The sequence below is a fragment of the Paraburkholderia rhizosphaerae genome (assembly GCF_004366595.1).
GTDB lineage: Bacteria > Pseudomonadota > Gammaproteobacteria > Burkholderiales > Burkholderiaceae > Paraburkholderia > Paraburkholderia rhizosphaerae.
Genome location: NZ_SORE01000023.1, coordinates 106,325 through 129,568, shown reverse-complemented (window position 1 = coordinate 129,568; position 23,244 = coordinate 106,325). Strand labels below are relative to the sequence as shown.

The window sequence follows — 23,244 nt, the reverse complement described above, 5'->3', positions numbered from 1 at the left end:
TGCCTGAGACGCCACCGTGCGTTTCTTCTTCATTGGCATATCCATGATTTTTATCGCTCATGATATGCCTCGCCCACGAAATCACGGATAGGTCCCGCCCGATGCCACGGAAGAAATACGCAGAAGATTATTGGCTACATGACGAATGAATCCGCGCGCTTATCCGTGCTTCTTCGCCTCGTCGCGCCAGTAGTGTTGCTGCTTCCATCCAAGCAGACGCTTGAGCTTTTCATTGCTCAGCAGCGTCTCGAACTCGCCCATCTGTTTCTTCACCGGCACGTCCGGATAGTAACGTTTAAGCAGTTCGGCGGTCGGCACATCGGACGACACGTCATCCGCGGCAATGTTCATCACCTCGAAGCCGAGCCCGTCCTTTTCGATCGCGAGGCGGCATGCCTGCGCAAGATCGCGCCCGTCGATATAACTCCACGCAATCCGCTTGCGCATGCCCGGGTCCTTCGTCCACACCTTGAACTTCGCGTAGTCCTCCGGATCGAGCACGTTGCCGATCCGGAAGCAGTAGATATCCGAACCGGTGCGCGCATGAAACGCCTTCGCGGTCACCTCGTTGATCACCTTCGACGTTGCATAGCTGTCCATCGGATCGACCGGATACTGCTCGTCGAGCGGAAAGTACTGCGGATTGCGGTGCCGGTGCGCGAACACCACGCCGTACGTCGTCTCGCTCGACGCGACGATCACTTTGCGGATGCCGAGCTTGGTCGCCGCATCGAGAATGTTGTACGTGCCCATCACGTTGATGCGGAACACCTCGTTATCGGGCGTGATCATGATGCGCGGAATCGCCGCGAAGTGGACGATCGCATCGATCGGCTTCGGTTCGAGATCGTCGACGAACTCGGCCGCCGCGGTGCTCGACGCGAGCGCGTTGAAGACCTGGCCGGCGTCGGTGATGTCGGTGATCAGCGTGCGTGCGGTGCGCTTGGGCATCGGCACGCGGTCGAGGTTCATCACTTCATAGCCGTGCTCGACGAGGTCCTCGACGACCCACTTGCCGGCGAGGCCGCTGCCGCCGGTCACAATCACTCGCTTCGTCATGCGATTTGCTCCTTGTAAGGAAATTTGAGGGGCCGGACTCGCTTTTCGCTTCAGCCAAGGTCCGTGCCTTACCCGAAGCTTAGCGATTTCCGTGCAATGGTGGCTGTGACGGATGTCATAGTCCGCGGCGCGACGGTAACACTGCGCCGCATTGCGGGACAACCCCGATACGTTTGTATGACGCCCGTCACAGTTTCACAGCGCACTCTGCGCCTAAGATCATCCCGATGTCGAGCGCGACTGCTGCGAGTTAGCACGGAGCGCGCCAACCAGCACGACAGCGAGGAGACACCCGTTGAGAGCCCTATCGTCGAAAGCAGACGCGTCGAAAACCGAAACGCCCGCGGTGCCCGCGCCGCTCGCGATGCTGCGCGCGTGTCTGAAGATCCGCGAACTGAATATTCTTGCCGTGCTGATTCTGGTCGGCGCGCTGATCAGTCTCTTTTCGCCGTACTTCCTGACGACTAACAATCTGATGGGTGTGTTCCGCTCGTTTTCGCTGACGGCGATCATGGCGGTCGGCATGATGCTCGTCATCATTACGGGTGGCATCGACCTGTCGGTCGGCTCGGTGATGGGCCTGTCATCGCTCGTCACCGCGCTCGCGTTCCAGCATGGGCTCGGCGCATTCGCGGCGGTCGCCGGCGGGCTGTTGACCGGTGTCATTGTCGGTGCATTCAACGGCTTTCTGGTCACGCGCATCCAGTTGCCGCCGTTTATCGCGACGCTCGGCACGCTATCGATCGGGCGCGGCCTGATGTACATCATCACGAAGGGCGTGCCGGTCACGCCCGATGTGCCCGACAGCTTCACGTTCATCGGCCAGGGCTATATCGGCTTTATCCCGTTTCCGGTGGTTGTGATGGCGGTGATGGCCGCGTGCTTTTCGGTGGTGATGCGGCGCACGCGTTTCGGCCGGCATGTGTATGCGACCGGCGGCAACGAAACCGCGGCGCTGTTGAGCGGCGTGCGCACCGCGCGCGTGAAGTTCACCGTCTACGCGCTTTCCGGGCTGATCGCGGCGGTTGCCGGCGTGATCAGTTTCTCGCGCTTCGTGTCCGCTGAGCCCGCGGCCGGCTTCGGCGCGGAACTCGACGTGATCGCGGCGGCCGCGATCGGCGGCGCCAGCCTGTCGGGCGGCAGGCGCGATCATCGGCGCGGCGCTGGCCGGCATCATCACCAACGGCGTAGTGCTGCTCAATATCGACACTTATGCGCAGCAGACCATCACCGGCTGCGTGATCCTGATCGCGGTGAGCATCGACATCTGGCGGCTGCGCCGTAAAGGGCGCTAACGCCTGCTGCCGGGCTCGCGCGTGCTGTGAGCTTGACCAACAACCGATAAAACTGGAGACAAATTCATGCAACATACCCTGCGTCGCGCGGCCGCCGCGCAATGCCTGCTGGCGATTTTCGCGCTCGCGTCGGGCGTGGCCCACGCGAAAGACGCGAAGGACATTTCGATCGCGGTGATTCCAAAGGTCGCCGTGCCGTTCTTCGATGACTGCAATCACGGTGCGCAGGCGGAGGCGAGCAAGCTCGACGTCAAGTATCAATGGGTGGTGCCGCAGAATACGCAGGGCTCGACGCAGGTGCAGATTATCGAAGACCTGATCTCGAAGCATGTCGACGGCATTGCGATATCGGTGAATGAACCGAAGTCGGTCGAAAGCGTGATGAAGCGCGCGGAAAAGAGCGGCATCAAGGTGCTGACCTACGATTCGGACTCGCCCGGCAGCGGCCGCTCGATGTATATCGGCACGAGCAACGACGCAGCGGGCCAGCAGATGGCGCAAACCATGGCCAAGGCGTTGAACGGCAACGGCGAGGTCGCGATCATTACCGGGCAGCTCGGCGCGGTCAATCTGAACGAGCGGATTGCGGGGATCAAGAAGGGCTTGGCCGCCTACCCGGGCATCAAGATTGTCGAGACGCAGGGCACCGATGACGATCTCGCGAAAGGCGTATCGGTCGTCGAAACGACGCTGCGCGCGCATCCGCAGCTGAAGGGGATTTTCGGTGTGAGCCAGGTCGGCGGGCCGGCGGTTGCGAAAGTGCTGAATACGCGTGAGTTCGGCGCGATGAAAGGCAAGCTCGAAGTACTCGCGTTCGACGATCTGCCCGACACCGTGAAGGGCGTTCGCGACGGCACGATTCAAGGGATCATGGTGCAGCGGCCGGTGACGATGGGCAAGCTCGCGGTCGAACACCTGGTGGCGCAGATTCAGGGCAGCGAAACGCAGGCGAAAGATATCGACACCGGCGTGACGGTCGTGACCAAAGACAATCTGGGCAGCTATACGAAGTAGACCAAACAGGCCAAGCGATGACGCCGTTTCTCGAAGTTCGCGATATCTCGAAGACTTTCCCCGGCGTGCGTGCGCTGCAACGCGTGACGCTGTCGGTTGCGCGCGGCGAAGTGCTCGCGCTCGCCGGCGAGAACGGCGCGGGCAAGAGCACGCTGATGAAGATACTGACCGGCGTGCTCGCGCCCGACGATGGCGGACAGATCATCGTCGAAGGCGCACCGGTCGTGCTGCGCGACGGCAATCACGCGCGTGCGCTTGGCATCGGCATCATCTATCAGGAGCTGTCGGTCGTCGACAACCTGAGTATCGCGGAGAACATTTTTCTCGCGCGCGAACCGCGCAACCGCTTCGGTCTGATCGACCGCGCGCGGATGAACGATGCCGCGCGCACACTGCTCGACACGATCGGCATGTCGCTCGACCCGCGCATGCAGGTGAGCGAGCTGAGCGTCGGCCAGAAGCAGATGGTCGAAATCGCGAAAGCGATTTCATGCGAGTCGAAAATCATCATCATGGACGAGCCGACCGCGTCGCTGAGTCACCACGAGACGCGCATCCTGCTCGAGCTGATCAAACGGCTGCGCACGCAGAACATCGGTATCGTTTATATTTCGCATCGGCTCGAAGAACTGTTTGAACTCGCGGACCGCGTAACCGTGTTGCGCGACGGTTCGACGGTCGGCAGCGCGCCGATGGGGGAAGTCACGCGCGAATGGCTGGTGCGCAAGATGGTCGATCGCGAATTGAGCGACCTGTATGCGGTTTCCGGCTCACATGCAACGCGCGAGGTCGTGCTCGAAGTGCGCAATCTGACGATGCGCTCGCGCAATCGCGCGCCGGCGCGCGTACGCGATATCAGTTTTGCGGTGCATCGCGGCGAGATCCTCGGCATCGCGGGTCTGGTCGGCTCGGGGCGCACCGAGATCATGGAGATGATCTTCGGCATGCGGCCGTGCACCGGCGATGTGCTGATCGAAGGAAAGAAGGTGTCGATCGCAAGCCCGTACGATGCGATTGTGCACGGTATCGGCTTTGCGACCGAAGACCGCAAAGGGCAGGGGCTTGTCGCCGGCATGAGCGTGCGCGAGAACTTCAGTCTCACGCATCTCGACGCGTATGCGCCGTTCCAGTTCGTCAGACGCGCGGTTGAAGACGAACGTTGCCGCCAGTTCGTGCGCACGCTCGGCGTGAAGACGCCGTCGATCGAGCAAAAGGTCATCAACCTGAGCGGCGGCAATCAGCAGAAGGTCGTGCTCGCGAAATGGGTCGCACGCGAACCGCGGGTGCTGATTGTCGACGAGCCGACGCGCGGCATCGATATCGGCGCGAAAGCGGAAGTGCATGCGCTGCTCGCGCGGCTGGCCGCGCAGGGCATCGCGATTATTGCGATCTCGTCGGATTTGCAGGAAGTCCTCGCGATCAGCGACCGTATTCTGGTCGTGCGCGAAGGGCGGCTGAACGGCGCATTCGAGCGTGCTGACGCGACACAGGAACGGGTGATGGCGGCAGCGACGGCTTAGTGCGCCAGAAGTGCTCGCAACAGTTTTTTCAAATGGAGACGTAACAGAGATGACCACGATTGTCGTAGTGCACACCGGCCCGGTGACCGTGCAGCCGCTGAAGGATCAACTGAAAGAGCAATTGCCGGACGCACGCGTGATCAATATCGTCGACGACAGCCTGCTGAACGATGTACGCACGGCCGGCCATCTGACGCCCGAAGTCACGCAGCGCATGTACAGCTATATGGCGAACGCGCAGGCGATGAACGCCGACTTTATCCTGAATGCGTGTTCATCGGTCGGCGAGGCGGTCGATCAGCTGCGCGGAATCATTCGCACGCCGATCGTCAAGATCGACGAAGCAATGGCGCTCGACGCGAGCCGCATTGGTAAGCGCATCGGCGTGGTCGCGACCGTGAAGACGACGCTCGAACCGACCGTGCGGCTGATCCGCAAGAAAGCGGCCGAACAGAAACGCGAAGTGAGCGTCGTCGAGCGCGTCGCCGAAGAGGCATTCGAGGCGCTGCTCGCGGGCAACACCGAGCGGCACGACGCGATTCTCAAGCAGACCATCGTCGGCCTCGCGGACGAAGTGGACGTGGTCGTGCTCGCGCAGGTGTCGATGGCGCGCCTTGTGCCGTCGCTCGGCGCGACACGTGTGCCGGTGCTGTCGAGCCCGCAAAGCGGCGTCGGGTCGCTGAAGCTAGCGCTGGAAAACGCGCGCTCAGGCGCGCACTAACGGCGCGGCATGAGCGTGGTTCGCCGGCACGGGCGTGCCCGCGGTGGCCGGCGTGGCGTCTGTGGCGCGCGCCGGACCGCTCGCTTGTGCAGTCGCTTTTGCACCATGATCCGCCAGCGACGCGAAGTCAGGCAGGTACTGCGCAACGAATGCCTTCGTCAGCACGATCTTGCGTTCATGCGTATCGACGAGGCCTGCCGTTTTCAGATCGCTGAAATGCCGGTTCACCGATTCGCGCGACGTGCCGATAAATTCCGCGAGCTTGTCCTGCGCGATCGTCAGGTCGATCAACACCGCGCCGGCGTGCTCGCCGTGCGTGAACGGCGTGCCGATCTGCGTCGCGAACATCGCAAGAATATTCACGAGCCGTTTGCGCACGTCGTGCAGCGACAGGTTTTCGATCAGCTTCTGTGCTTCCTGCCAGCGTTGATGGTGGCTTCTCAGCACAAACTGGTTGATCGCGTCGTAGCGCGTCAGCAGATCCTTGAAGTCGGCTTTGCGGATATAGCAGATGCGGCTTTCGGCAAGCGTCTGCGCGTAGTGCGAGTAGTTCGCTTCGTTGAGCACATCGCCGTCGCCGAAGATCATGCCGGCCTTGATAAACGACAGCGTGATTTCCTGACCGTCCTCGGTCAGCCGGTACAGCCGCACGTGGCCGACTTTCAGCAAGTACACGTACTCGCTGCGTTCCTCCGGCCGGTAGATCAGCGCGTTCTTGCGCAGGCTGCGGTGATCGCTGAAGGCCGGCATCACCTCTTCGAGGCAACTGCGCTCAATCAGCGAGAGAAGCTCACTCTTTCCGACGAACCACATCGCTTTGTCTCCTTTGTTTGCGTCAGGTCGACACGCTGACTGGCGGTCCGATGCCGGCGAGCGCACGCTGTAGGCAGGCGGCGTGATCGATGCCGACTGGTTGCCGGTTATTCTAACCAGCGTGCCGGAAACGCGCTGTGCGGATGCGAAGCGGCTTCCGATAGCGATGTAAGCAGAATGTAGGTGGACGCCGCGCGGCACACAAAGCGCGTGCCGGGCGCGGCGTGCATGGACACAATCGAAAGTTGCGCTCAGCGAATGCGCAGCGCGCGTTAACCGGCGAAACGCGGCTCCGGAAGGCCCTTTACGCCCAGGCCGGTCACCGCGAACAGCCCGCCGCGATCGCGCTCTTTCTGCGGAATGCCCCACATCGGGCGGCCCATCGTCGTCACATACAGCACGTCGAGATTCGCGCCGCCGAACATCACGCTGGTCAGATTACGAACCGGAAACGGTACGATGCGATCGAGCTTGCCGTCCGGCGCGTAGCGCAAAATCCGTCCGCCGAACACGAGCGCGCTCCACACGTAGCCTTGCGCGTCGACCGTCGCGCCGTCGAACGTGCCCGCCATGTCGCGCGCGGATGCAAACACGCGGCGATTCGTGGCTTTGCCGGTTTCGATGTCGTAGTCGTACGCGTACATCAGCCGGTCGTAGGTGTCGGTGAAGTACAGCGTGCGGTTATCGGGGCTCCAGCACGGTCCGTTCGAGCAGCTGATGCCGCGATCGAGGCACACGAGCTTGCCGTCCGTGCCGAGCTGGTACAGGCCGCCGCTGCGCGTCGAGCGCTGGCCGCGGTCGGCATCGAAACGGTCGAAGTCGTATGCCATCGTGCCCGCGACGAAGCGGCCGCGCCGGTCCACCTTGCCGTCGTTGAAGCGCGTTTCCGGGTCGTCGCTTTCCGGGTCGGCGATCAGCCGCACCGTTTGCGCGTCGAAATCGTAAAAGTGCAGGCCGTTGGCGAGCGCGACCACCGCGCCGCCTTTTTCGCGCAGCGCCATCGAGCCGATATGCGTCGGCACGAAAAAGCGTTCGACTTCACTGCCATCCGCGCGGCAGCGGTAGATCTCGGCGGCGGTGCTGTCGATCCAGTACAGCCGCTGTTCATTCACATCCCACAGCGGACCTTCTCCCAGATGGTTGTTCGCGTCGACCAGCAGGCGGGTTTCGATCATGAATGTCTCCATCGTTCGATGTTGCGGTTGGCACTCGAGCGTCGGCGCGGTGAGTGCGCGCGACGGTTATCGGTCATGGCGCTTCGGTCATTGGTCTTCGTTGCCGGCGTCGGCGCGCCGGTGCGCGAGCAGCGCCATCAGCCGACGGTCGCGCCAGCGGCTGCGCGCTTCGATGTCCGCACGCGGCAACACCGCGTCGCGCTCGGCGGCGAGCTTTTCAATGGTCGCGGGCGACCAGTCGAACGGCACCCGTTCGCTGGCGAGGCCTTTGTACAGGTCGGCATAGCGATACGCGTAATCGGCGACGCCGCCGGGTGCATTCAGATCGATCGTCTCGAACGGACCCATCAACGCCCAGCGCAATCCGAGGCCGTCGCGCATCACGGTGTCGAGGTCGGCCGCGTTCGCATAGCCTTGTTCGTAGAGACTCATCGCTTCGTCGAGCAATGCGCCTTGCAGCCGGTTCAACAGAAAGCCGGCGATTTCGCCTTCGACAAGAACAGGCTTCTGGCCGACCGCTTCGTATAGCGCGCGGGCGCGCGCGAGCGTATCCGCGGAGGTCCACGGCGCGCCGCACAACTCGACGAGCGGCACCAGCGACGGCGGATTGACCGGATGCGCAACGAAGCAGCGTGCGCGGCCCTTAAGCGTCTCGGTGAAGGTCGACGCGGTCAGCGCCGACGTCGAACTCGCGAGCAATGCATCGGGGCGGGTCAGCCGGTCAAGTTCGGCGAACATCGTGCGCTTCACGTCGACGCGCTCCGGGATGTTCTCCTGCACAAGTTCGGCATCGCGCACCGCGTCGGCAAGCGTCGCGCACGCGGTGATTCGTTCGGCGATTGCGGCGGGCGTGTCGTCGATCAAGCCAAAGCGCGCGAGATCCGCGAGGCTGTCGCGAATCGCCGGCAGCGCCTCATCGAGCATCGCGCGGTCGGTGTCGTGCAGCTTCACGGGTAAGCCCGCACGCGCAAACACGATCGCCCATGCGCGGCCGATCCGGCCGGTGCCGATGATGGCGATCGGGCGGGTGGGTTTTACCGTTCCCGTCCTTGCCGTCGATCCCTTCGCTTCATCCGGTTGCTTTGAAGTTGTCATCGATTGCCCTTGTCGTCGTAGGCCGTATGCGCCGCGTGGATGCCGGATACTCGATGCAGCCGTTGCGTGCGCTTCGTTACCGGCGTTTCGTTGCGCGCTGTTACCCCTTGCGATCGCGCAACGTGATCACCGCGGCCAGCACCACCACGCCGTTGATGATGTCGCGCACCGCGGGCGGCACCGTGGTGCCGGCCAGCAGCGTACCGAGCGCGGTCAGCAGCAGCGCGCCGCCGAACACGCCGAGATAGTGGCCGCGTCCGCCGGTAATCAGCGCGCCGCCGACCACTACGACCGCGATCGACGGCAGCAGATACGGGTCGCCCATGCCGAGAAACGCCTGGCTGCTGAAGCCCGCGAGCAGCACGCCGACGATCGCCGAACACACCGCCGACAGGCAGTACACGGCAATCAGCGTCGCGCCGACCCGCACGCCCGACAGCTTCGCGGCGACCGGCGAGTTGCCGACCGCATACACGCGCCGGCCGAACGCGGTGCGATGCAACAGCAGCAGCGCAATGACAAGCACGAGCGGCACGCTCCATGCGGCAAGCGACAGCGGCCCGGCGTGATCGTTGGTGAAGCTGCTGATCGCGGACGGCGCCCAGCCTTGCGGCGAACCGTTGCAATAGATCAGCGTAATGCCTTGCAGCAGACCGTTCGCCGCCAGCGTGACGACGATCGGCGGCAAGCCGAGCACGACCACGCCGATACCGTTGAAGAGGCCCACCAGCAACCCGGCCGCGAGCACGACCGGCACCGCCCACCACGCCGCTTCATTCAGGCCATGCGTGAGGCCGGTCAGCAGCACGCCAGACAGCGTGATCAGCCACGGCACCGACAGATCGAGACCGCCGGTCAGAATCACCGCGCCCTGACCCAGGCCGAGAATCGCGAGGAATAACGTGAGCGTCAGCAGGCTGCTGTAGAAATTCGCGCTGACCAGCACGCCCGGCCCATAGACAAAGCCGGTTACGGCGACCACGCCGAAGAACAGCAGATACGCGGGCACGATGTACTTTGCCCATTCGCGATTGCGCTCGATCCAATCGGTGAGCCAGCGGCCGGACAGCTCGGTATTCGCGATCGGCTTGAAGTCCTCGACTTCGAAGGCGACGCGGCGCGTGCTGCCGCCGCGGCCATTGCGCGCGCGTGTGCCGGTGCGCCACGCTTTCAGCCACTGCACGGCGTGCCGTGCGGATTCATGGGCGGCCGACTGTTTGCCGATCGACGAGCCAAGCACCGCGAGAATCAGAATCACCGCTTCGGCAATCGTCGTGAAGAACGCGGAGACATTCAGCACGAGCAGGATATTGACAGTCACCATCAGCGTCATCGCGGCGAACACCGTGCCGACACAGCCGCCGCGTCCGCCGCCAAGCAACGTGCCGCCGAGCACGACCGCGGTGAACATCGACAGCAGCAGCGGCCGTCCGACCAGCGGGTCGGCCGAACCGGTCTGCGCGGACACGTACAGGCCCGCAACCGCGTAAAACATGCCGGCGAGCACATACGTCATGATCCGGTAACGGGTGACCGGCGCGCCGTTCGCGTACGCGCTATCCGGTTCGCTGCCGATCGCATACAGGCCGACACCAAAGCGCGTACGGCGGATAAACGCCCAGACGAGCAGCGCGGCGATCAGAATGCCGGCCGACATCGGCAGCTTGTCCGGAATCAGATCGGACGTGACGAAGCCCGCGAACTGGTCGCCGACGCTGCCGCCCGGCTTGTTCTGGATCAGCAGCGTGAGGCCTTGCACCATGAACATCGTCGCCAGCGTGACGACGATCGATTGCAGCCGGAACCACGCGATCAGCGCGCCGTTGATAAAACCGAACCCGCCGCCGATCGCGACGATCAGCGCGGCGCCGGCCCATTGCTCGAGCGGTGAGCCGTGCACGAAGCGCACCGCCAGCACATTCGCGAGCGACAGCACCGCTGATGCGGACAGATCGAAGCCGCCGCTCAACACGACGATGGTTTGCCCGATCGCGACGAGCGCGAGCGTCGCGGCGCTCGAGATGAGCGAGCCGATGTCGTAGAGGCCGACCGGCGTCGCGGACAGCGCGACCCACGCGATCAGCATCGCGATCAGTGCGCCGATCGCGATGATCAGCCCGCGATGATGGTCGATCCGCGCGCCGATGCCGATGCGCGCGCCGGGCCGCACGATTTCGCTGTCGGGAGAGGCGATTGCGTTGCTCATGACGTTTCCTTGTAACCTGAATCGCGTGGGTCGAGCCGGTCGTTCAGTTCGGTTCCGTTCGACTTAACTCGCCAGCATCCTGCGCATCACGTTCTCTTCGGTCAGCATGTCGCCTTCGAGCTCGGCGACGTTACGTCCGCGGTACATCACCGATACGCGGTCGCATACGTTGACGAGTTCGGGCACGTCGGTCGAATAGAACAGCACCGCGCCGCCCGCCGCCGCGAATGCGCGCATCAGCACGAAGATCTGGTGCTTGGTGCCGACGTCGATACCGCGCGTCGGGTCGAACATCAGCCACACGCGGCTTTGCGTCAGCAGCCACTTGGCCATCGCGATCTTCTGCTGATTACCGCCGGAAAACGACAGGCACGGCTTGTAGACCGCGCGCGGATTCACTTCCATTTGTGCGAGCACGCGCTCGATCGCCGCGCGCTCGCGCTTGCGATCGATCAGGCCGAAACGCGTATAGCGCTTGATCACCGGCAGTGAGATGTTTTCGCCGCCCGACAGCCGCAGGAACAGGCCTTCGGTCTTACGGTCTTCGGGCAGCAGGCTCGTCGCGACGCCGGCTTTCAGCGAATCGGCAGTCGACGTGAGCGTGACCGGACGGCCGTCGACCAGCATCTGGCCGTCGTCGATATATTCGGCGCCGAACAGCGCCTCGAACAGCTCGCGCTGTCCCATTCCCTGCAGCGCGGCGATGCCATGCACTTCGCCGGCTTTCAACCCGAGGCTGAAATCTTCCACGACGCCGTCGACGCGCGCATTGCGCAGTTCGAGCGCGGGCGCCGGCGCGGTGAACGTCGGCGGCGTCTTCGGCGGATACTTCGCGTCCATCGAGCGGCCGATCACGAGGCGGATCACTTCGTCGTCGGAAATGTCTTTCGTGTCGAATGCGCCGACGTCGCGGCCGTTACGATAGATCGTCAGGCTGTCGCAGAACTCGCGGACTTCCTGCATCCGGTGCGAGATAAACACGAACGTCACGCCGCGCGCCTTCATCTCTTCGATGCGGCGCGCGAGCCACGCGACGTCGCGGCCCGATAACGCCGAGGTCGGCTCGTCGAGCAGCAGCACCTGCGGGTCGCGCACCATCGCCTTCGCGATTTCGATTTTCTGCCGCACCGGCAATGCGAGATCGCGCACGTACGCGCCTGGCCGCACGTCGGTCAGTTCGAGCTTGTCGAGCCACTGTGCGACATGTCGCTGCGCGTCCGCGCGCTTGATGCGACCGAACAGGCCCGACGGTTCGTTGCCGAGCAGCAGGTTTTGCGCGACCGTCAGGTCGCGCACCAGCGTCATCTCCTGAAATGCAGTCTGCACGCCGGCACGATGCGCGTCCTTCGGTTCGCGCATCTGCACGTCGCGGCCGAGAATCGCGATGCGGCCTTCGTCCGGGCGGATCAGGCCGGACAACAGCTTGACCGTGGTCGACTTGCCCGCGCCGTTTTCTCCAAGCAACGCGTGCACGGCGCCGCGCCGCACATGAAACGACGCGTTGTTCAGCGCGACCGTTGCGCCGAAGCGCTTCGTGACGTTCGCGACGTCGATCGCCCAGTGGTCCGCGTGGGCTTCGCGAGGTTCGGTCATCACCGTCATCGTCGGACTCCGTTACAACGTGAAGTGTTGCGCGTGGCGCGAGTGAAGTGTCGAGCCCGGACGGGGCGCGCGTCGATTGCCGCGAGTCCCGTCCCTGATGTCGCTGTTAATCGCTCTTGCCGGTCAGTGCGGCGTTGAAGCCGACTTCGCGCGTCTCATCCGAATAGATGTCCGCGAACCAGCCCGGCGGCACCTTGTCCGGCGGGAACGCGGTGCAGCCCGCGCGTAATTCGTCGATCGAGCCGGTCTGGCACAGCTTCGACTGAGCGGTTTCGACGAGCGGCAGCTTCAGCGTCACGCGCGCCGGAAAATCCTTGCCGTCGAGCTTCTGCACCGCGAGCTTCAGCGCCATTGCGCCGGAGTAGGGCGGCGCGCCGTACGAGATCGACCGGTAGCCGATCGACCGATACGCGCCTTCGCCCTTCACAGCGCCCGGCGGCAGCATCTGCACCCGATGGCCGTTCGACGATTCGCCCGCGCACGGCTTGATCTTGTTGTCCGGAATGCCCGCGTCGAGCTGCATCGACGCAGCGGTGAAGCAACCCACCTGCATCCACAGGCCGTCGATCTTGTCCCAGCTGTTGGTCGCGAGAATCTTCGACAGTTCGGTCTTCGCGGTTGCCTGGCTCCACATGCCGGTGCCTTCCGCGATTACCTTGATGCCTGGGTACTTCGCGAACACCTGTTTGGCGGCTTCGGTGCGTTCGCGGTCAACCGACGTGCCCGGCACACCGGTGATCATCACGATGCTGCCTTTGCCGTTCAATGTCTTCGCGAGCCATTCGGCGGTGACGGTGCCGGCCTGGTGCTGATCGATCGCGACGTTGTGCGCGCACGGCTCGGTCACTTCGCCGTCGTACGCGACGACCACCACGCCTTTCGAACACGCGTTCTTGATCGCGCGATTGAGCGCGGTCGGCGAGATCGGATAGATCACGATCGCCTTCGCGCCGGCTTGCACCATCGAGTTGATCTGCTGGATCTGTTTTTGCGCATCGGTGCCGGCGACCTGCACTTCGAGGTCGACCTTGTCCTTCAACGCGGGAGTCGCGGCCATCGCCTTGATCATATTGGCCGCTTCGGTTTGCCAGTCGTTACCGACGTAGCTCATCGACAGAAAGATCTTGTACTTGCCCGCAGCGGCGGCGGGCCCGGACACGGTGAGGCCGCCAATACACGCGGCGGCGAGCGACGCTCCGAGCGCGGCGCCGCGTAGCAGGCGCCCCGCACGACCAGGGATGTGCGTCAAAACGTTCATGTCTGCCTCCAATCCTGCTTAGGTTGTGATTGTTTGAGTCTCGTCCGCGGTTCTGCAGCGCGGTTGTTGTCGATGCCCTTGTAGTGCGGTTAAAGCGGTTACGCGGGGCTGGACTGCGATTACGCTGCGGTGCTTTCGACGTGCGGTACGCGCGCCGACTCCGGCAGGCGCAGCCCTGCCGAACCGGGTACGACGTCGGGGTCGTGCCCGGGAATCACGAAGTCGGCGATCTGCCGGATGCGCTTGAGCGACGCGAGTTCGGCCGCGGTCTCGTGAACGATGCCGACCGGTACGCCGTCGACGATGTTTTCCATGCAGTTCGCGCAATCGCCGGTGACGACCACCACGCCGTCAGCAGTATTCACCGCGACCGACTGATGGCCGGGCGTATGCCCCGGCGTTGGAATTACGCGCACGCCGGGCACGATGTCGGCGATGCCATTGACGAACTGCCAGCGGAACCACGCGAGCGGCTCGCGCCCGATCAGGAACTCCTGGTAGAAAGAAGCCTGAGTCGGCAGCGGGCGGCCCGCGTATTCCCATTCGATCTGCTGCACGATAAAGCGCGCGTTGCGAAACAGCGTGTTGCCGCCGGAGTGGTCGTAGTGCAGGTGCGTGTTGATCACGATATCGACATCGTCCGCGCGCCAGCCGACGTATTCCTTCAGCGCGCGTTCGAGTCGTTCCTCGGGCGCCTGATCGCACGGGCAGATAAAACTGCTGACCCATCCCGGATCGTGAATGCCGGTATCGACGACGATCTTCTTCTCCGCGCCGACAATCGCGGTCGACCACACCGGAATGCGGATCTGCTGGCCGTAATGGCGCGCATAGATCAGCGACGACCTGTCGACGGTGAGCCAGCCGGTCGGCATTGCCACGACCTTGAGTTCGGGAGTAGCCACGCTCGTCTCCGCAATCAGAAGTTGACTTCGTTCGCGCCCTTGAGCTTCAGCATCGCGCGTGCTTCCGCCGGTGTCGCGACTTCGAGCGACAAGCCTTCGATCACCTGACGGATCTTCAGGACTTGCGCGGCGCTGGATTCAGCAAGCTTGCCGGGCTCGATCCACAGCGAATCTTCGAGGCCGACGCGCGCGTGGGAGCCCTGCGCGACGCCGATCGACGCGAGCGGCAGCTGGTTGCGGCCGGCGCCGAGAATCGACCACACGTAGTCGTTGCCGAACAGGCGGTCCGCGGTGCGGCGCATATGCATCAGGTCTTCCGGATGCGCGCCGATGCCGCCGAGCAGACCGAACACGCTTTGCACGAAAAACGGCGGCTTCACGAGCCCGCGGTCGACGAAATGCGCAAGGTTGTACAGGTGCGAGATGTCGTAGCACTCGTGCTCGAAACGCGTGCCGTTATCGCTGCATGAGGTCAGGATGTATTCGATGTCGGCGAAGGTGTTCTTGAACACGAGGTCGCGGCTCTTTTCGAGGTGCTGGCGTTCCCAGTCGTGCTTCAGGTCCTTGTAGCGCGCGAGCATCGGATACAGGCCGAAGTTCATCGAGCCCATATTCAGCGATGCGACCTCGGGCTTGAAATGATGCGCCGGGCGCAGCCGCTCGGCGACCGTCATATGCGGGCTGCCGCCGGTGGTCAGATTGATCACCGCATCGGTTTCGGCCTTGATGCGCGGCAGGAATTCCTGGAATACCGCCGGGTCTTGCGTTGGCCGGCCGTCGTTCGGGTCGCGCGCGTGCAGGTGCAGGATCGCCGCGCCTTCGTTCGCGGCGGCGAGCGCGGCGTCGGCGATTTGCCTGGGCGTGACCGGCAGATAGGGCGACATCGACGGCGTGTGGATTGCGCCGGTCGGCGCGCAGGTGATGATGACTTTTCGCTTGGCTGCCATAGTGTCCTCGTGTTTCGTCAGGGTTTCGCTGTTGATCTACGCGAAAAGGAAACCGGTGAAACGGCTCGACGACGGTTGCGACGCCGGGCGTTGCTAACGCGGGTGAAGCACGGGCTTCGCGCGTCGGCGCTACAGCACTTCGACGTTGCCGCAGACGGAGATCGCCTGTCCGGAAATGCCCATGCCCGCCGGCGAGCACAGGAATAGCGCGGTCGCCGCGACTTCTTCCGGCGTCGTCATCCGGCGCAGCGAAATCTTGTCGAGATAGCGCCGTTCCATTTCCTCGTAGGACAGACCCAGCTGCTGCGCGCGCGCGGAAATCACGCGCTCGATGCGCGGCCCTTTGACGATGCCCGGCTGGATCGTATTCACGCGGATGCCGGTCGGGCCGAGTTCGATCGCGAGGCTTTTCGTCAAACCGACGATCGCCCATTTGGTCGCGGAGTAGGGCGTGCGGTACGCGTAGCCGAGACGCCCCGCCACCGACGACAGCGCGACGATCGAGCCGCCGTCGCGCGCATCGCGCAACAGCGGCACCGCACGGCGCGCGAAGTAAAACTGCGCGTTCAGGTTGATGTCGATGGTCTGTTCCCATTCGGCGACGTCGATCTCGTCGACGCCGCCGGTCGGGCCCGCGATGCCCGCGTTATTGACCAGCACGTCGAGGCCGCCGAGTTGGTGCGTGACGTCGCTGAACACGCGTTCGACCGCGCCGTGGTCGGCGACGTCCGCAAGCGTCGCGGTGATCGTCGATGAGCCGGATTCCGACGCTTGCTGCTGCGAGCGCTGCAGCGCGTCGATGGTCTGCTGGCTCGCGTCGCATACGTGCACGCGCGCGCCGGTTTCGACAAACGCCTGCGCGATCGCAAGGCCGATGCCGGAGGCGCCGCCCGTCACCAGCACGCGCAGACCTGCGCGCGGTGTCAACATGGATAGAACCGTCATTGCTTTGTCTCCGTCTTTATTCGTATGGGGTATATATCCCGTCGTTTGACCGTGTTACGAGTACGGGCGGCAACGATTCGGGCTACTACGCGATACTTCCACTCGCTGAAAGCGGGCGCGGCGCGTGTCGCGCGCCGATCGGCGCGCCTCCTGCCGCAGGGTGTGTCAGGCGCTCGCCTCCTGCTGTTCGATCAACCGTTCACGCAAATCGTCCGCTGATTCGCCGATGTCCTGCGCGATGCCGGCGCGCGCGCCGTCGCCGTCACCGCGCCACAGCGCTTCGACGATCATGCGGTGCGCGTCCATCGAACGACGCATATGCGGGATGTCCGGCGCAACCAGATTCAGGAACGGGCCGATGCGCATCCACAGGTTCTGGATCGTCGCGAGCGTGACGTCGCTCGCGCCATGCATGTAGATCGCCACGTGGAATTCGAAATTGCTGCGCAGGTACGCGGCGACATCGCCGGCTTCGACATGCGCGTCCATCGTGTCGAATACCTGCTGCAGCGCCGCCAGATGCGCTTGCGACATCCTCGTTGCGGCGCGTGCGGCGACACAGCCTTCGAGTGCGATGCGCACGTCGCGCAATTCTTCGAGCAACTCGAGCGTCATTGGCGGCACCATCAGCGCGCGGCCGGGGCCGTCGATCAATGCGCCTTCGGCTTGCAGACGCGTCAGCGCGCCGCGCACCGGCATCGTCGACGAACCGACCGCATCGGCGACGCCGCGCAGGCTCAGCAACTGACCGGGCGCGAAACGGCCGGTCATGATCGCTTCGCGCAATTGCGCGTAGACGCGGCTGGCCATCGTGTCCCTTGCCACCAGTTCGAGCGGCGGCAGTTCTTTCGTCGCTGCGCGGGTTGTCACGGGTTCCTCCGGGCGTCCAATGCGATTTGATTGCGATGTGTGACCTGTGATCACACTTGATCTGAGGGCAGTCTGCGCGGCTCGATCGTGAGCGTCAACCGAGGGAAAACACGGAGCGCATAACTGCTGAGACCCGGCGACCCGCGCTCCGCGCTTGCGTACGCGGCTGTCGTGCCGTTGCGAGCCGATCGGACTATGACGGCCGGGCGACGCGATGCATCATCGATTCGGCGACCCGCGGACTGTCGCCGACTGTTTCGCATTGTTCGGCCGATAGCCCGAACGACACATGGAATCCGCCTTCGGCCCACAGCGTCAAAATGAAAGTGCGCGCGTCGCTGGCCAGTTCGACCGTGGTCGAGCACGCGGGGTAGACGATGCGCAGCGTGTCGTCGTTGTGCTGCGCGCGCATCGCTTTGACCGCGAGATTCGGCAGCGTGAGGATCAATTGCTGCAGGGACGCGCTGGGCAGATCCAGCGACCAGCCGGCACCGTCTTGATCGACGCCATGCAGCGCAAAACTTGATCCGTCCGGCGCGAGTTCGACCCCGGTCAGGTGCTGTGCATCAATTTGTGTGGTCGTCGGCGAGTGATCGGTCATCGCAGTTCCGCGAAAAAGTGCGGCGTCCGACACGTGGCGGTCGGATTCGCATGCTGATTGCATCGAAGCGTAGCGAAGCGCCGCGGGCGGCGGTATTCCTGGATGGTCTGATTTCTTGCTCGTACGCGACATCCCGGCCCGTATTGCGTTTTACGCGACAGCGATGCGCGCCCACCTTTCCTGTTAAAAACGCTTGCCTGGCGCTGATGCTGCTGCGTATAATCGCAGGCTCTGTTGTTGCAGTAGAAAACTTTGTGAAGCGCGGCTGGATGGAACGGATCGCGAATCAGGCGTCAGCAGTCTCCGTAAAGCGCGCGGTAAATATCGCTTGGATAACGGGAGCTTGTAGTAAAAACCGCTTCACAAAGCACAGTAGGCCAGTTAGAATAGCGTTCTTCGCTGATTTGCAGTCAGAAGTTAGCAGCAGATAAGCGATAAAAGCGAGCGGTAGAAGTCAAGCCGCCGCAGTTTGCGACAGATCTGCAAAGATTTTGTCCCCTTCGTCTAGAGGCCTAGGACATCACCCTTTCACGGTGAGTACAGGGGTTCGAATCCCCTAGGGGACGCCAAGATATCAGCGTCGTCTGTAGTGCAGGTGGTAAGCCACCTATATTGCAGTCAACGCGGCTTGTGAGACTTAACCGACGCTCGCAGGCAGGATAGAAAGACTGGAGTGGTAGTTCAGTCGGTTAGAATACCGGCCTGTCACGCCGGGGGTCGCGGGTTCGAGTCCCGTCCACTCCGCCAGGATTGAGCCCGTTCAGGTGCGTAGAATGTGCGCCTCAACGGGCTTTTTCATTAAAGGTGTAAGCGTAGTAGTGAGTCCCCTTCGTCTAGAGGCCTAGGACATCACCCTTTCACGGTGAGTACAGGGGTTCGAATCCCCTAGGGGACGCCAGACAAAGGCGCGCGGAAAGGTTAGACGTCCGTGGCGCAATGAGCAGCACTGGAGCGGTAGTTCAGTCGGTTAGAATACCGGCCTGTCACGCCGGGGGTCGCGGGTTCGAGTCCCGTCCGCTCCGCCAATCAAGAGAAGCCCGCTGATTCGTCAGCGGGCTTTTTGCGTTCTGGCGGGTGCACACTGCGCAAATTCGCGAGCGCGCTGCGCGTTTCGCGACGCCGACGGCTGGGGCAATCAGCCATTGTCAGCGGGGGCGGGGTATCTTAACGTTGATCGCACCCTCCCCAATCCCTTTTCGTTTCGCCGCGTGATGCTCGACCCGACCGAAGAACTGTCCCCATTCCAGTTGCGTGAGGCCAGCATGGACGACTTCCCGTTCGCGGAGGCGCTCACGCGTAACAACATGGGCGGCTACTACCGTCGTCATCATCTGGTCTGGCGCGGCGATCTGTTTCTCGCGAGCTGGCGGGAATCGGAAAACTTCATTCTCGAGGTCGATGGCGAGCGGATCGGCGTGCTGCGCATTACCGAAGAAGGTGACTCGCTGCATATCCGCGACGTGCAGATTGCCGAAGGTCAGCGGCGGCGCGGCGCGGGCACGTATCTGCTGAACATCGCGCACCGCTGGGCCCGTGCGCGCGGACTGCACGAGCTGCAGCTACGGGTATTCGTCGACAACCCGGCGGCGCGGCTTTATCAGCGGATGGGTTATCGGCTCGCCGGGCCGCGTCTCGCGCAGCTTGGATCGATTCGACATATGGCGCGCCGCGTTTGAGCGCGACCTGCACCGCATGCCTGGCGCGATCGCGATTCCCGTTCAGGACACCGACGAACCCCGCGACACGAAACCGCGAAAACGCATTGCTTTCAGCGCGGCTTCTCGCGCATCGGGACACCGACAAACCCGGTGACGTGAAAAGCACGGCGCTTTCATCGCGTGTTTTCGCGCGTCACGACATCGGCGAACCCGGCAACGCCGAATCCACGCGCTCGCCGTCGAGCAGGTCTGGCGCGTCGTCGTTGTCGGCCGCGCGGTGCTCGGCGCCGCGCACAATAAACGCGCGCGGGCTTTCGCCGAACTGCCGTCTGAACATCGCGGAAAACGCGCTCTGGCTCTGATAGCCGAGCGCCTGCGCGACCTGCGCGAGCGGCCGTCCCTGACTCAGCAATGGAATCGCACGTGCGAGCACAGCCTGCTGGCGCCACTGCGAAAAGCTCACGCCGAGTTCTTGGCGAAACAGTCGCGCGATCGTGCGTGTGCTCGCGCCGACCGCCGATGCCGAGCGCTCGAGTGAATCGGTGGCGGCCGGATCGGCGAGCACTGATTCGCAAAGCGCGCGCAAGCGCTTTTCGGTCGGCATCGGTACCGCGAGGGGCAGCGGCTCCGAGCGAATGATTTCATCGAGCGCGAGCGAACCGAGCAGGCGCTCACGTTCCGGCGGCAGATCCGGCGTATCGAGCGCCGCGATCAGCTCGCGCAGCAACCCCGACACTTCGACCACGCGGCATGCGTCGAGTCCTTGCGGCACCGCGTCTTCGTACACGTACAGCGTGCGCAAGAAGGCTTCCTCGACGATCGTCACCTCATGCAGCACATGCGGCGGCACCCAGATTGCGCGCGACGGCGGCACCATCCACGTGGTGCCGACGGTCGTCATGCGCAGCACGCCGCGCGACGCATACGCGACCTGCGCCCAAGCGTGCGTGTGGCGCGTGACGCGCACGCCGGCGGGCATCGGTCGCGAACGCACGCGAATCGGGTGCCGCGGCGTCGGCGCGAATTCGGGCGGGATATCGGCGAAGTCGACGCGTTCCGACAGTACAGGTTGGACAGGCTGAGCCATGGTGAACGCGATCGTAAAAGGCGGAAGGTGCACGACCGTAGTGCATCGTGTGCGCACATTGTAGAGCGATGCCCTCGTCGCGGATGCGCGTAAATGGGCGGATGCATAATGGCACCCGGCTCGTTGCGCTGCCCGCGACGTCGGCTCCCGCGCGCGAGTCGTCTCACCCAATCGGGCAACGTCGGGCAACATCGGATGACGGAGGAAATTCTCGCGATGAAACACGTGTTCGTCTACGGCACTTTGCGCGCCGGTGAAGTGAACGATATTGGCCAGGCGGCGGCGCGAAGCGCGCTGGGCATGCCGAAGCTGATCGGCGAGGGGTCGGTGCGCGGCCGGCTGTTCGACTTCGGCAACTATCCGGGCCTCGTGCCCGATGATGACGGCATCCACGTAAGGGGCGACGTCTATGAAGTAGACGAGCGGCTCGTGTCGGTGCTCGACGAGATCGAGGAAGTCTATCCGGGCGAAGCAGGGCTTTTCATGCAACACGAAGTGACCGTCGATATCGACGGCGCCGCGTTCGATTGTCTTTACTACCCGGTGCAGCGGCACGCGGTGCAAGGGTTGCCTGAGATCGGTTCCGGCGACTGGGTCGCGTATCGGCGCGAACGCAAATAGCGATGCAAGACCGGCGGCGTCGCGGGCGAGGGTGCGTGCACCTCGCGCTCGGCGCGACGCGCCGGCAGCAATCGATCAAAGCGCTTCGTAAAGCGGCAACGTCAGAAATTCGGTGAAATTCGCCGACGTCGACATCTCGCCGAAAATCTGCGCGGCACGATCGTAGGTCTGCGTATCGCCGCCGACCTCCTGCTTGACCTTCTCCAGTTCCTGCCCGGTCAATTCGCGCACCAGTTCCGCGGTCACTTTGCGGCCGTCGTCGAGCTTGCCCTTCGACGAGCGGATCCACTGCCAAACCTGCGAGCGCGAAATCTCCGCGGTTGCCGCGTCTTCCATCAGATTGTGGATCGGCACGCAGCCATTGCCTGCGAGCCACGAGCCGAGGTAGTGAATCCCAACGTTGATGTTATTGCGCAAGCCGGCTTCGGTAATCGGCGATGCGGGACGGAAGTCGAGCAGGTCGGTGGCGGTCACGTTGACGTCCGGGCGCTGTTTGCCGATCTGGTTCGGCCGGTCGCCCAGCACCTTGACGAACTCTTCCATTGCGATCGGCACGAGCCCCGGGTGCGCGACCCAGCCGCCGTCGTAGCCATCGGCCGCATCGCGCGCCTTGTCCGCGCGCACACCTGCCATCGCTTTGGCGTTCGCAGCGGGGTCGTTCCTGATTGGAATCAGTGCGCTCATGCCGCCGATCGCCGGCGCGTGGCGGTGATGACAGGTCTTCAACAATTCGAGCGCATAAGCGCGCATGAAGGGGACCGTCATCGTGATCTGCGCGCGGTCGGCGAGACAGAAATCCTGATCGTTCTTAAACTTTTTGATCGCGGAAAAGATGTAGTCCCAGCGGCCCGCGTTCAGCCCCGAGCTATGTTCGCGCAGCTCGTACAGAATCTCGTCCATTTCAAACGCGGCAAGGATCGTTTCGACCAGCACCGTCGCGCGGATCGAACCGCGCGGCACGCCAACCGCGTGCTGCGCGGCGACAAAGATATCGTTCCACAGCCGCGCCTCGAGATGGCTTTCGAGCTTCGGCAAATAGAAGTACGGACCGCTGCCGCGCGCGAGCAATTCGCGCGCGTTGTGGAACAGAAACAGCGCGAAGTCGAACAGGCCGCCGGACACGCGCTCGCCGTCGATCGTCACGTGCTTCTCGTCGAGATGCCAGCCGCGCGGCCGCACGATCAGCGTCGCGACCTTGTCGTTGAGCCGATAGGTCCTGCCGTTCTGCTCGAGCGTAATCGTGCGGCGCACCGCGTCCTTCAGATTCAGATGACCGGTGATCTGGTTGTCCCAGCTCGGCGCGTTCGAATCTTCGAAGTCGGTCATATACGCGTCGGCGCCCGAATTCAGTGCGTTGATCACCATCTTGCGCTCGACCGGCCCCGTGATTTCGACGCGGCGGCATGCCAGATCTTCCGGCAGCGGCGCGATGGTCCAGTCGCCGTCGCGGATCGACTTCGTGTGCGGTAGAAAGTCCGGGCGTTCTCCGGCGTCGAGGCGTTTCGCCCGTTCGGCGCGCGCGTCGAGCAATTGCTTGCGACGCGGCTCGAACACGCGATGCAACTGCGCGACGAGTTCCAGCGCTTCACGCGTCAGGATGGTGTCGAAACCGGGCTTGATCGCGCCGGTGATCTTCATTCCGTGCGGCAGCGGCAGCGGGTTCGCCATGATGTCTCTCCTTGGTCAGTCAGGTGACTGGGCACAGGTGGCGCCGCGATGCGGGGTCGGTCAGCCCGCCGGGGCAGCGGCGTGGGCATATGTCGAGTCAATCGCGTCGATCACGTCGATTGCGTCAATCGCATCGCGGCGCGCAAACCTGTCAGATTCAGAAGTTAATTTTATTTATGACTAC

Annotated in this window: 19 protein-coding genes, 4 tRNA genes and 1 pseudogene; 10 read left to right on the top strand and 14 right to left on the bottom strand. The window is 63.5% G+C overall.

The features are described from left to right. Nucleotides 1–159: 159 nt before the first annotated feature. Complete coding sequence (locus tag BX592_RS25935) at nucleotides 160–1,059, bottom strand: NAD-dependent epimerase/dehydratase family protein (protein ID WP_134195995.1); 900 nt, start codon at nucleotides 1,057–1,059, stop codon at nucleotides 160–162. Nucleotides 1,060–1,423: 364 nt separating this feature from the next. Here BX592_RS25935 and BX592_RS25930 point away from each other — a divergent pair. The 4 genes and pseudogenes from BX592_RS25930 to BX592_RS25915 all read left to right on the top strand — a co-directional run bounded on the left by BX592_RS25930 (nucleotide 1,424) and on the right by BX592_RS25915 (nucleotide 5,609). Next, nucleotides 1,424–2,354, top strand: a pseudogene (locus BX592_RS25930) (ABC transporter permease). A 66-nt stretch (nucleotides 2,355–2,420) separates the two neighbouring features. Next, entirely contained in the window at nucleotides 2,421–3,368 is a 948-nt protein-coding gene (locus BX592_RS25925; RefSeq protein WP_134195993.1) for a sugar-binding protein, read from the top strand. Nucleotides 3,369–3,385: 17 nt separating this feature from the next. After that, complete coding sequence (locus tag BX592_RS25920) at nucleotides 3,386–4,888, top strand: sugar ABC transporter ATP-binding protein (protein ID WP_134195991.1); 1,503 nt, start codon at nucleotides 3,386–3,388, stop codon at nucleotides 4,886–4,888. A 49-nt stretch (nucleotides 4,889–4,937) separates the two neighbouring features. Next, nucleotides 4,938–5,609 carry an aspartate/glutamate racemase family protein gene (locus tag BX592_RS25915; RefSeq protein ID WP_134195989.1) on the top strand — a complete coding sequence of 224 codons (672 nt, stop codon included), beginning with the start codon at nucleotides 4,938–4,940 and terminating at the stop codon, nucleotides 5,607–5,609. Here BX592_RS25915 and BX592_RS25910 read toward each other — a convergent pair. From BX592_RS25910 to BX592_RS25860, 11 genes are all read right to left on the bottom strand, one after another. After that, a complete protein-coding gene (locus tag BX592_RS25910) occupies nucleotides 5,595–6,422 on the bottom strand; it encodes a Crp/Fnr family transcriptional regulator (RefSeq protein WP_243849732.1) in 828 nt (275 codons plus the stop codon). The two genes, BX592_RS25915 and BX592_RS25910, sit on opposite strands and share 15 nt — an antisense overlap. 272 nt (nucleotides 6,423–6,694) lie before the next feature. Then, entirely contained in the window at nucleotides 6,695–7,597 is a 903-nt protein-coding gene (locus BX592_RS25905; protein WP_134195987.1) for an SMP-30/gluconolactonase/LRE family protein, read from the bottom strand. Nucleotides 7,598–7,684: 87 nt separating this feature from the next. Then, nucleotides 7,685–8,692: a 3-hydroxyacyl-CoA dehydrogenase gene (locus BX592_RS25900; protein ID WP_134195985.1), complete on the bottom strand. Its 1,008-nt coding sequence runs from the start codon at nucleotides 8,690–8,692 to the stop codon at nucleotides 7,685–7,687. 100 nt (nucleotides 8,693–8,792) lie between these two features. Further along, entirely contained in the window at nucleotides 8,793–10,898 is a 2,106-nt protein-coding gene (locus BX592_RS25895; protein ID WP_134195983.1) for an ABC transporter permease subunit, read from the bottom strand. Nucleotides 10,899–10,961: 63 nt separating this feature from the next. Beyond that, nucleotides 10,962–12,500 (bottom strand): sugar ABC transporter ATP-binding protein, encoded by a 1,539-nt coding sequence (locus BX592_RS25890; RefSeq protein WP_243849731.1) that lies wholly within the window; start codon nucleotides 12,498–12,500, stop codon nucleotides 10,962–10,964. A gap of 106 nt (nucleotides 12,501–12,606) precedes the next feature. Then, nucleotides 12,607–13,758: a sugar ABC transporter substrate-binding protein gene (locus tag BX592_RS25885; protein ID WP_134195981.1), complete on the bottom strand. Its 1,152-nt coding sequence runs from the start codon at nucleotides 13,756–13,758 to the stop codon at nucleotides 12,607–12,609. A gap of 119 nt (nucleotides 13,759–13,877) precedes the next feature. Beyond that, on the bottom strand, nucleotides 13,878–14,633 hold the full coding sequence (locus BX592_RS25880) for an N-acyl homoserine lactonase family protein (RefSeq protein ID WP_134196020.1): 756 nt from the start codon (nucleotides 14,631–14,633) through the stop codon (nucleotides 13,878–13,880). Nucleotides 14,634–14,677: 44 nt separating this feature from the next. Then, entirely contained in the window at nucleotides 14,678–15,610 is a 933-nt protein-coding gene (gene kce, locus BX592_RS25875) for a 3,5-dioxohexanoate:acetyl-CoA acetone transferase (protein WP_134195979.1), read from the bottom strand. 129 nt (nucleotides 15,611–15,739) lie between these two features. Then, nucleotides 15,740–16,555, bottom strand: a complete 816-nt coding sequence (locus BX592_RS25870) for an SDR family oxidoreductase (protein ID WP_134195977.1) — start codon at nucleotides 16,553–16,555, stop codon at nucleotides 15,740–15,742. Between the two features lie 165 nt (nucleotides 16,556–16,720). Continuing rightward, the gene (locus BX592_RS25865) at nucleotides 16,721–17,365 is read right to left on the bottom strand and encodes a GntR family transcriptional regulator (protein ID WP_134196018.1); all 645 of its coding nucleotides are present in this window, start codon (nucleotides 17,363–17,365) and stop codon (nucleotides 16,721–16,723) included. Nucleotides 17,366–17,618: 253 nt separating this feature from the next. Beyond that, nucleotides 17,619–18,026: a hypothetical protein gene (locus BX592_RS25860; protein ID WP_134195975.1), complete on the bottom strand. Its 408-nt coding sequence runs from the start codon at nucleotides 18,024–18,026 to the stop codon at nucleotides 17,619–17,621. A 493-nt stretch (nucleotides 18,027–18,519) separates the two neighbouring features. Between BX592_RS25860 and BX592_RS25855 the strand changes: the two genes are divergently transcribed. The 5 genes from BX592_RS25855 to BX592_RS25835 all read left to right on the top strand — a co-directional run bounded on the left by BX592_RS25855 (nucleotide 18,520) and on the right by BX592_RS25835 (nucleotide 19,702). Continuing rightward, nucleotides 18,520–18,595 (top strand) — tRNA-Glu (locus tag BX592_RS25855). A 101-nt stretch (nucleotides 18,596–18,696) separates the two neighbouring features. Beyond that, nucleotides 18,697–18,773: transfer RNA gene (locus tag BX592_RS25850), tRNA-Asp, on the top strand. 75 nt (nucleotides 18,774–18,848) lie between these two features. Further along, nucleotides 18,849–18,924, top strand: a tRNA-Glu gene (locus BX592_RS25845). A 50-nt stretch (nucleotides 18,925–18,974) separates the two neighbouring features. Next, nucleotides 18,975–19,051, top strand: a tRNA-Asp gene (locus tag BX592_RS25840). Nucleotides 19,052–19,237: 186 nt separating this feature from the next. Further along, nucleotides 19,238–19,702, top strand: a complete 465-nt coding sequence (locus tag BX592_RS25835; protein WP_134195973.1) for a GNAT family N-acetyltransferase — start codon at nucleotides 19,238–19,240, stop codon at nucleotides 19,700–19,702. Between the two features lie 175 nt (nucleotides 19,703–19,877). Here the strand turns inward: BX592_RS25835 and BX592_RS25830 are convergent, their stop codons facing one another. Then, a complete protein-coding gene (locus BX592_RS25830; protein WP_208327977.1) occupies nucleotides 19,878–20,771 on the bottom strand; it encodes an AraC family transcriptional regulator in 894 nt (297 codons plus the stop codon). A gap of 216 nt (nucleotides 20,772–20,987) precedes the next feature. Between BX592_RS25830 and BX592_RS25825 the strand changes: the two genes are divergently transcribed. Next, nucleotides 20,988–21,392 (top strand): gamma-glutamylcyclotransferase family protein, encoded by a 405-nt coding sequence (locus tag BX592_RS25825; protein WP_134195971.1) that lies wholly within the window; start codon nucleotides 20,988–20,990, stop codon nucleotides 21,390–21,392. A gap of 75 nt (nucleotides 21,393–21,467) precedes the next feature. Here BX592_RS25825 and aceB read toward each other — a convergent pair whose 3' ends face one another. After that, a complete protein-coding gene (aceB, locus tag BX592_RS25820; RefSeq protein WP_134195969.1) occupies nucleotides 21,468–23,060 on the bottom strand; it encodes a malate synthase A in 1,593 nt (530 codons plus the stop codon). Nucleotides 23,061–23,244: the final 184 nt, after the last annotated feature.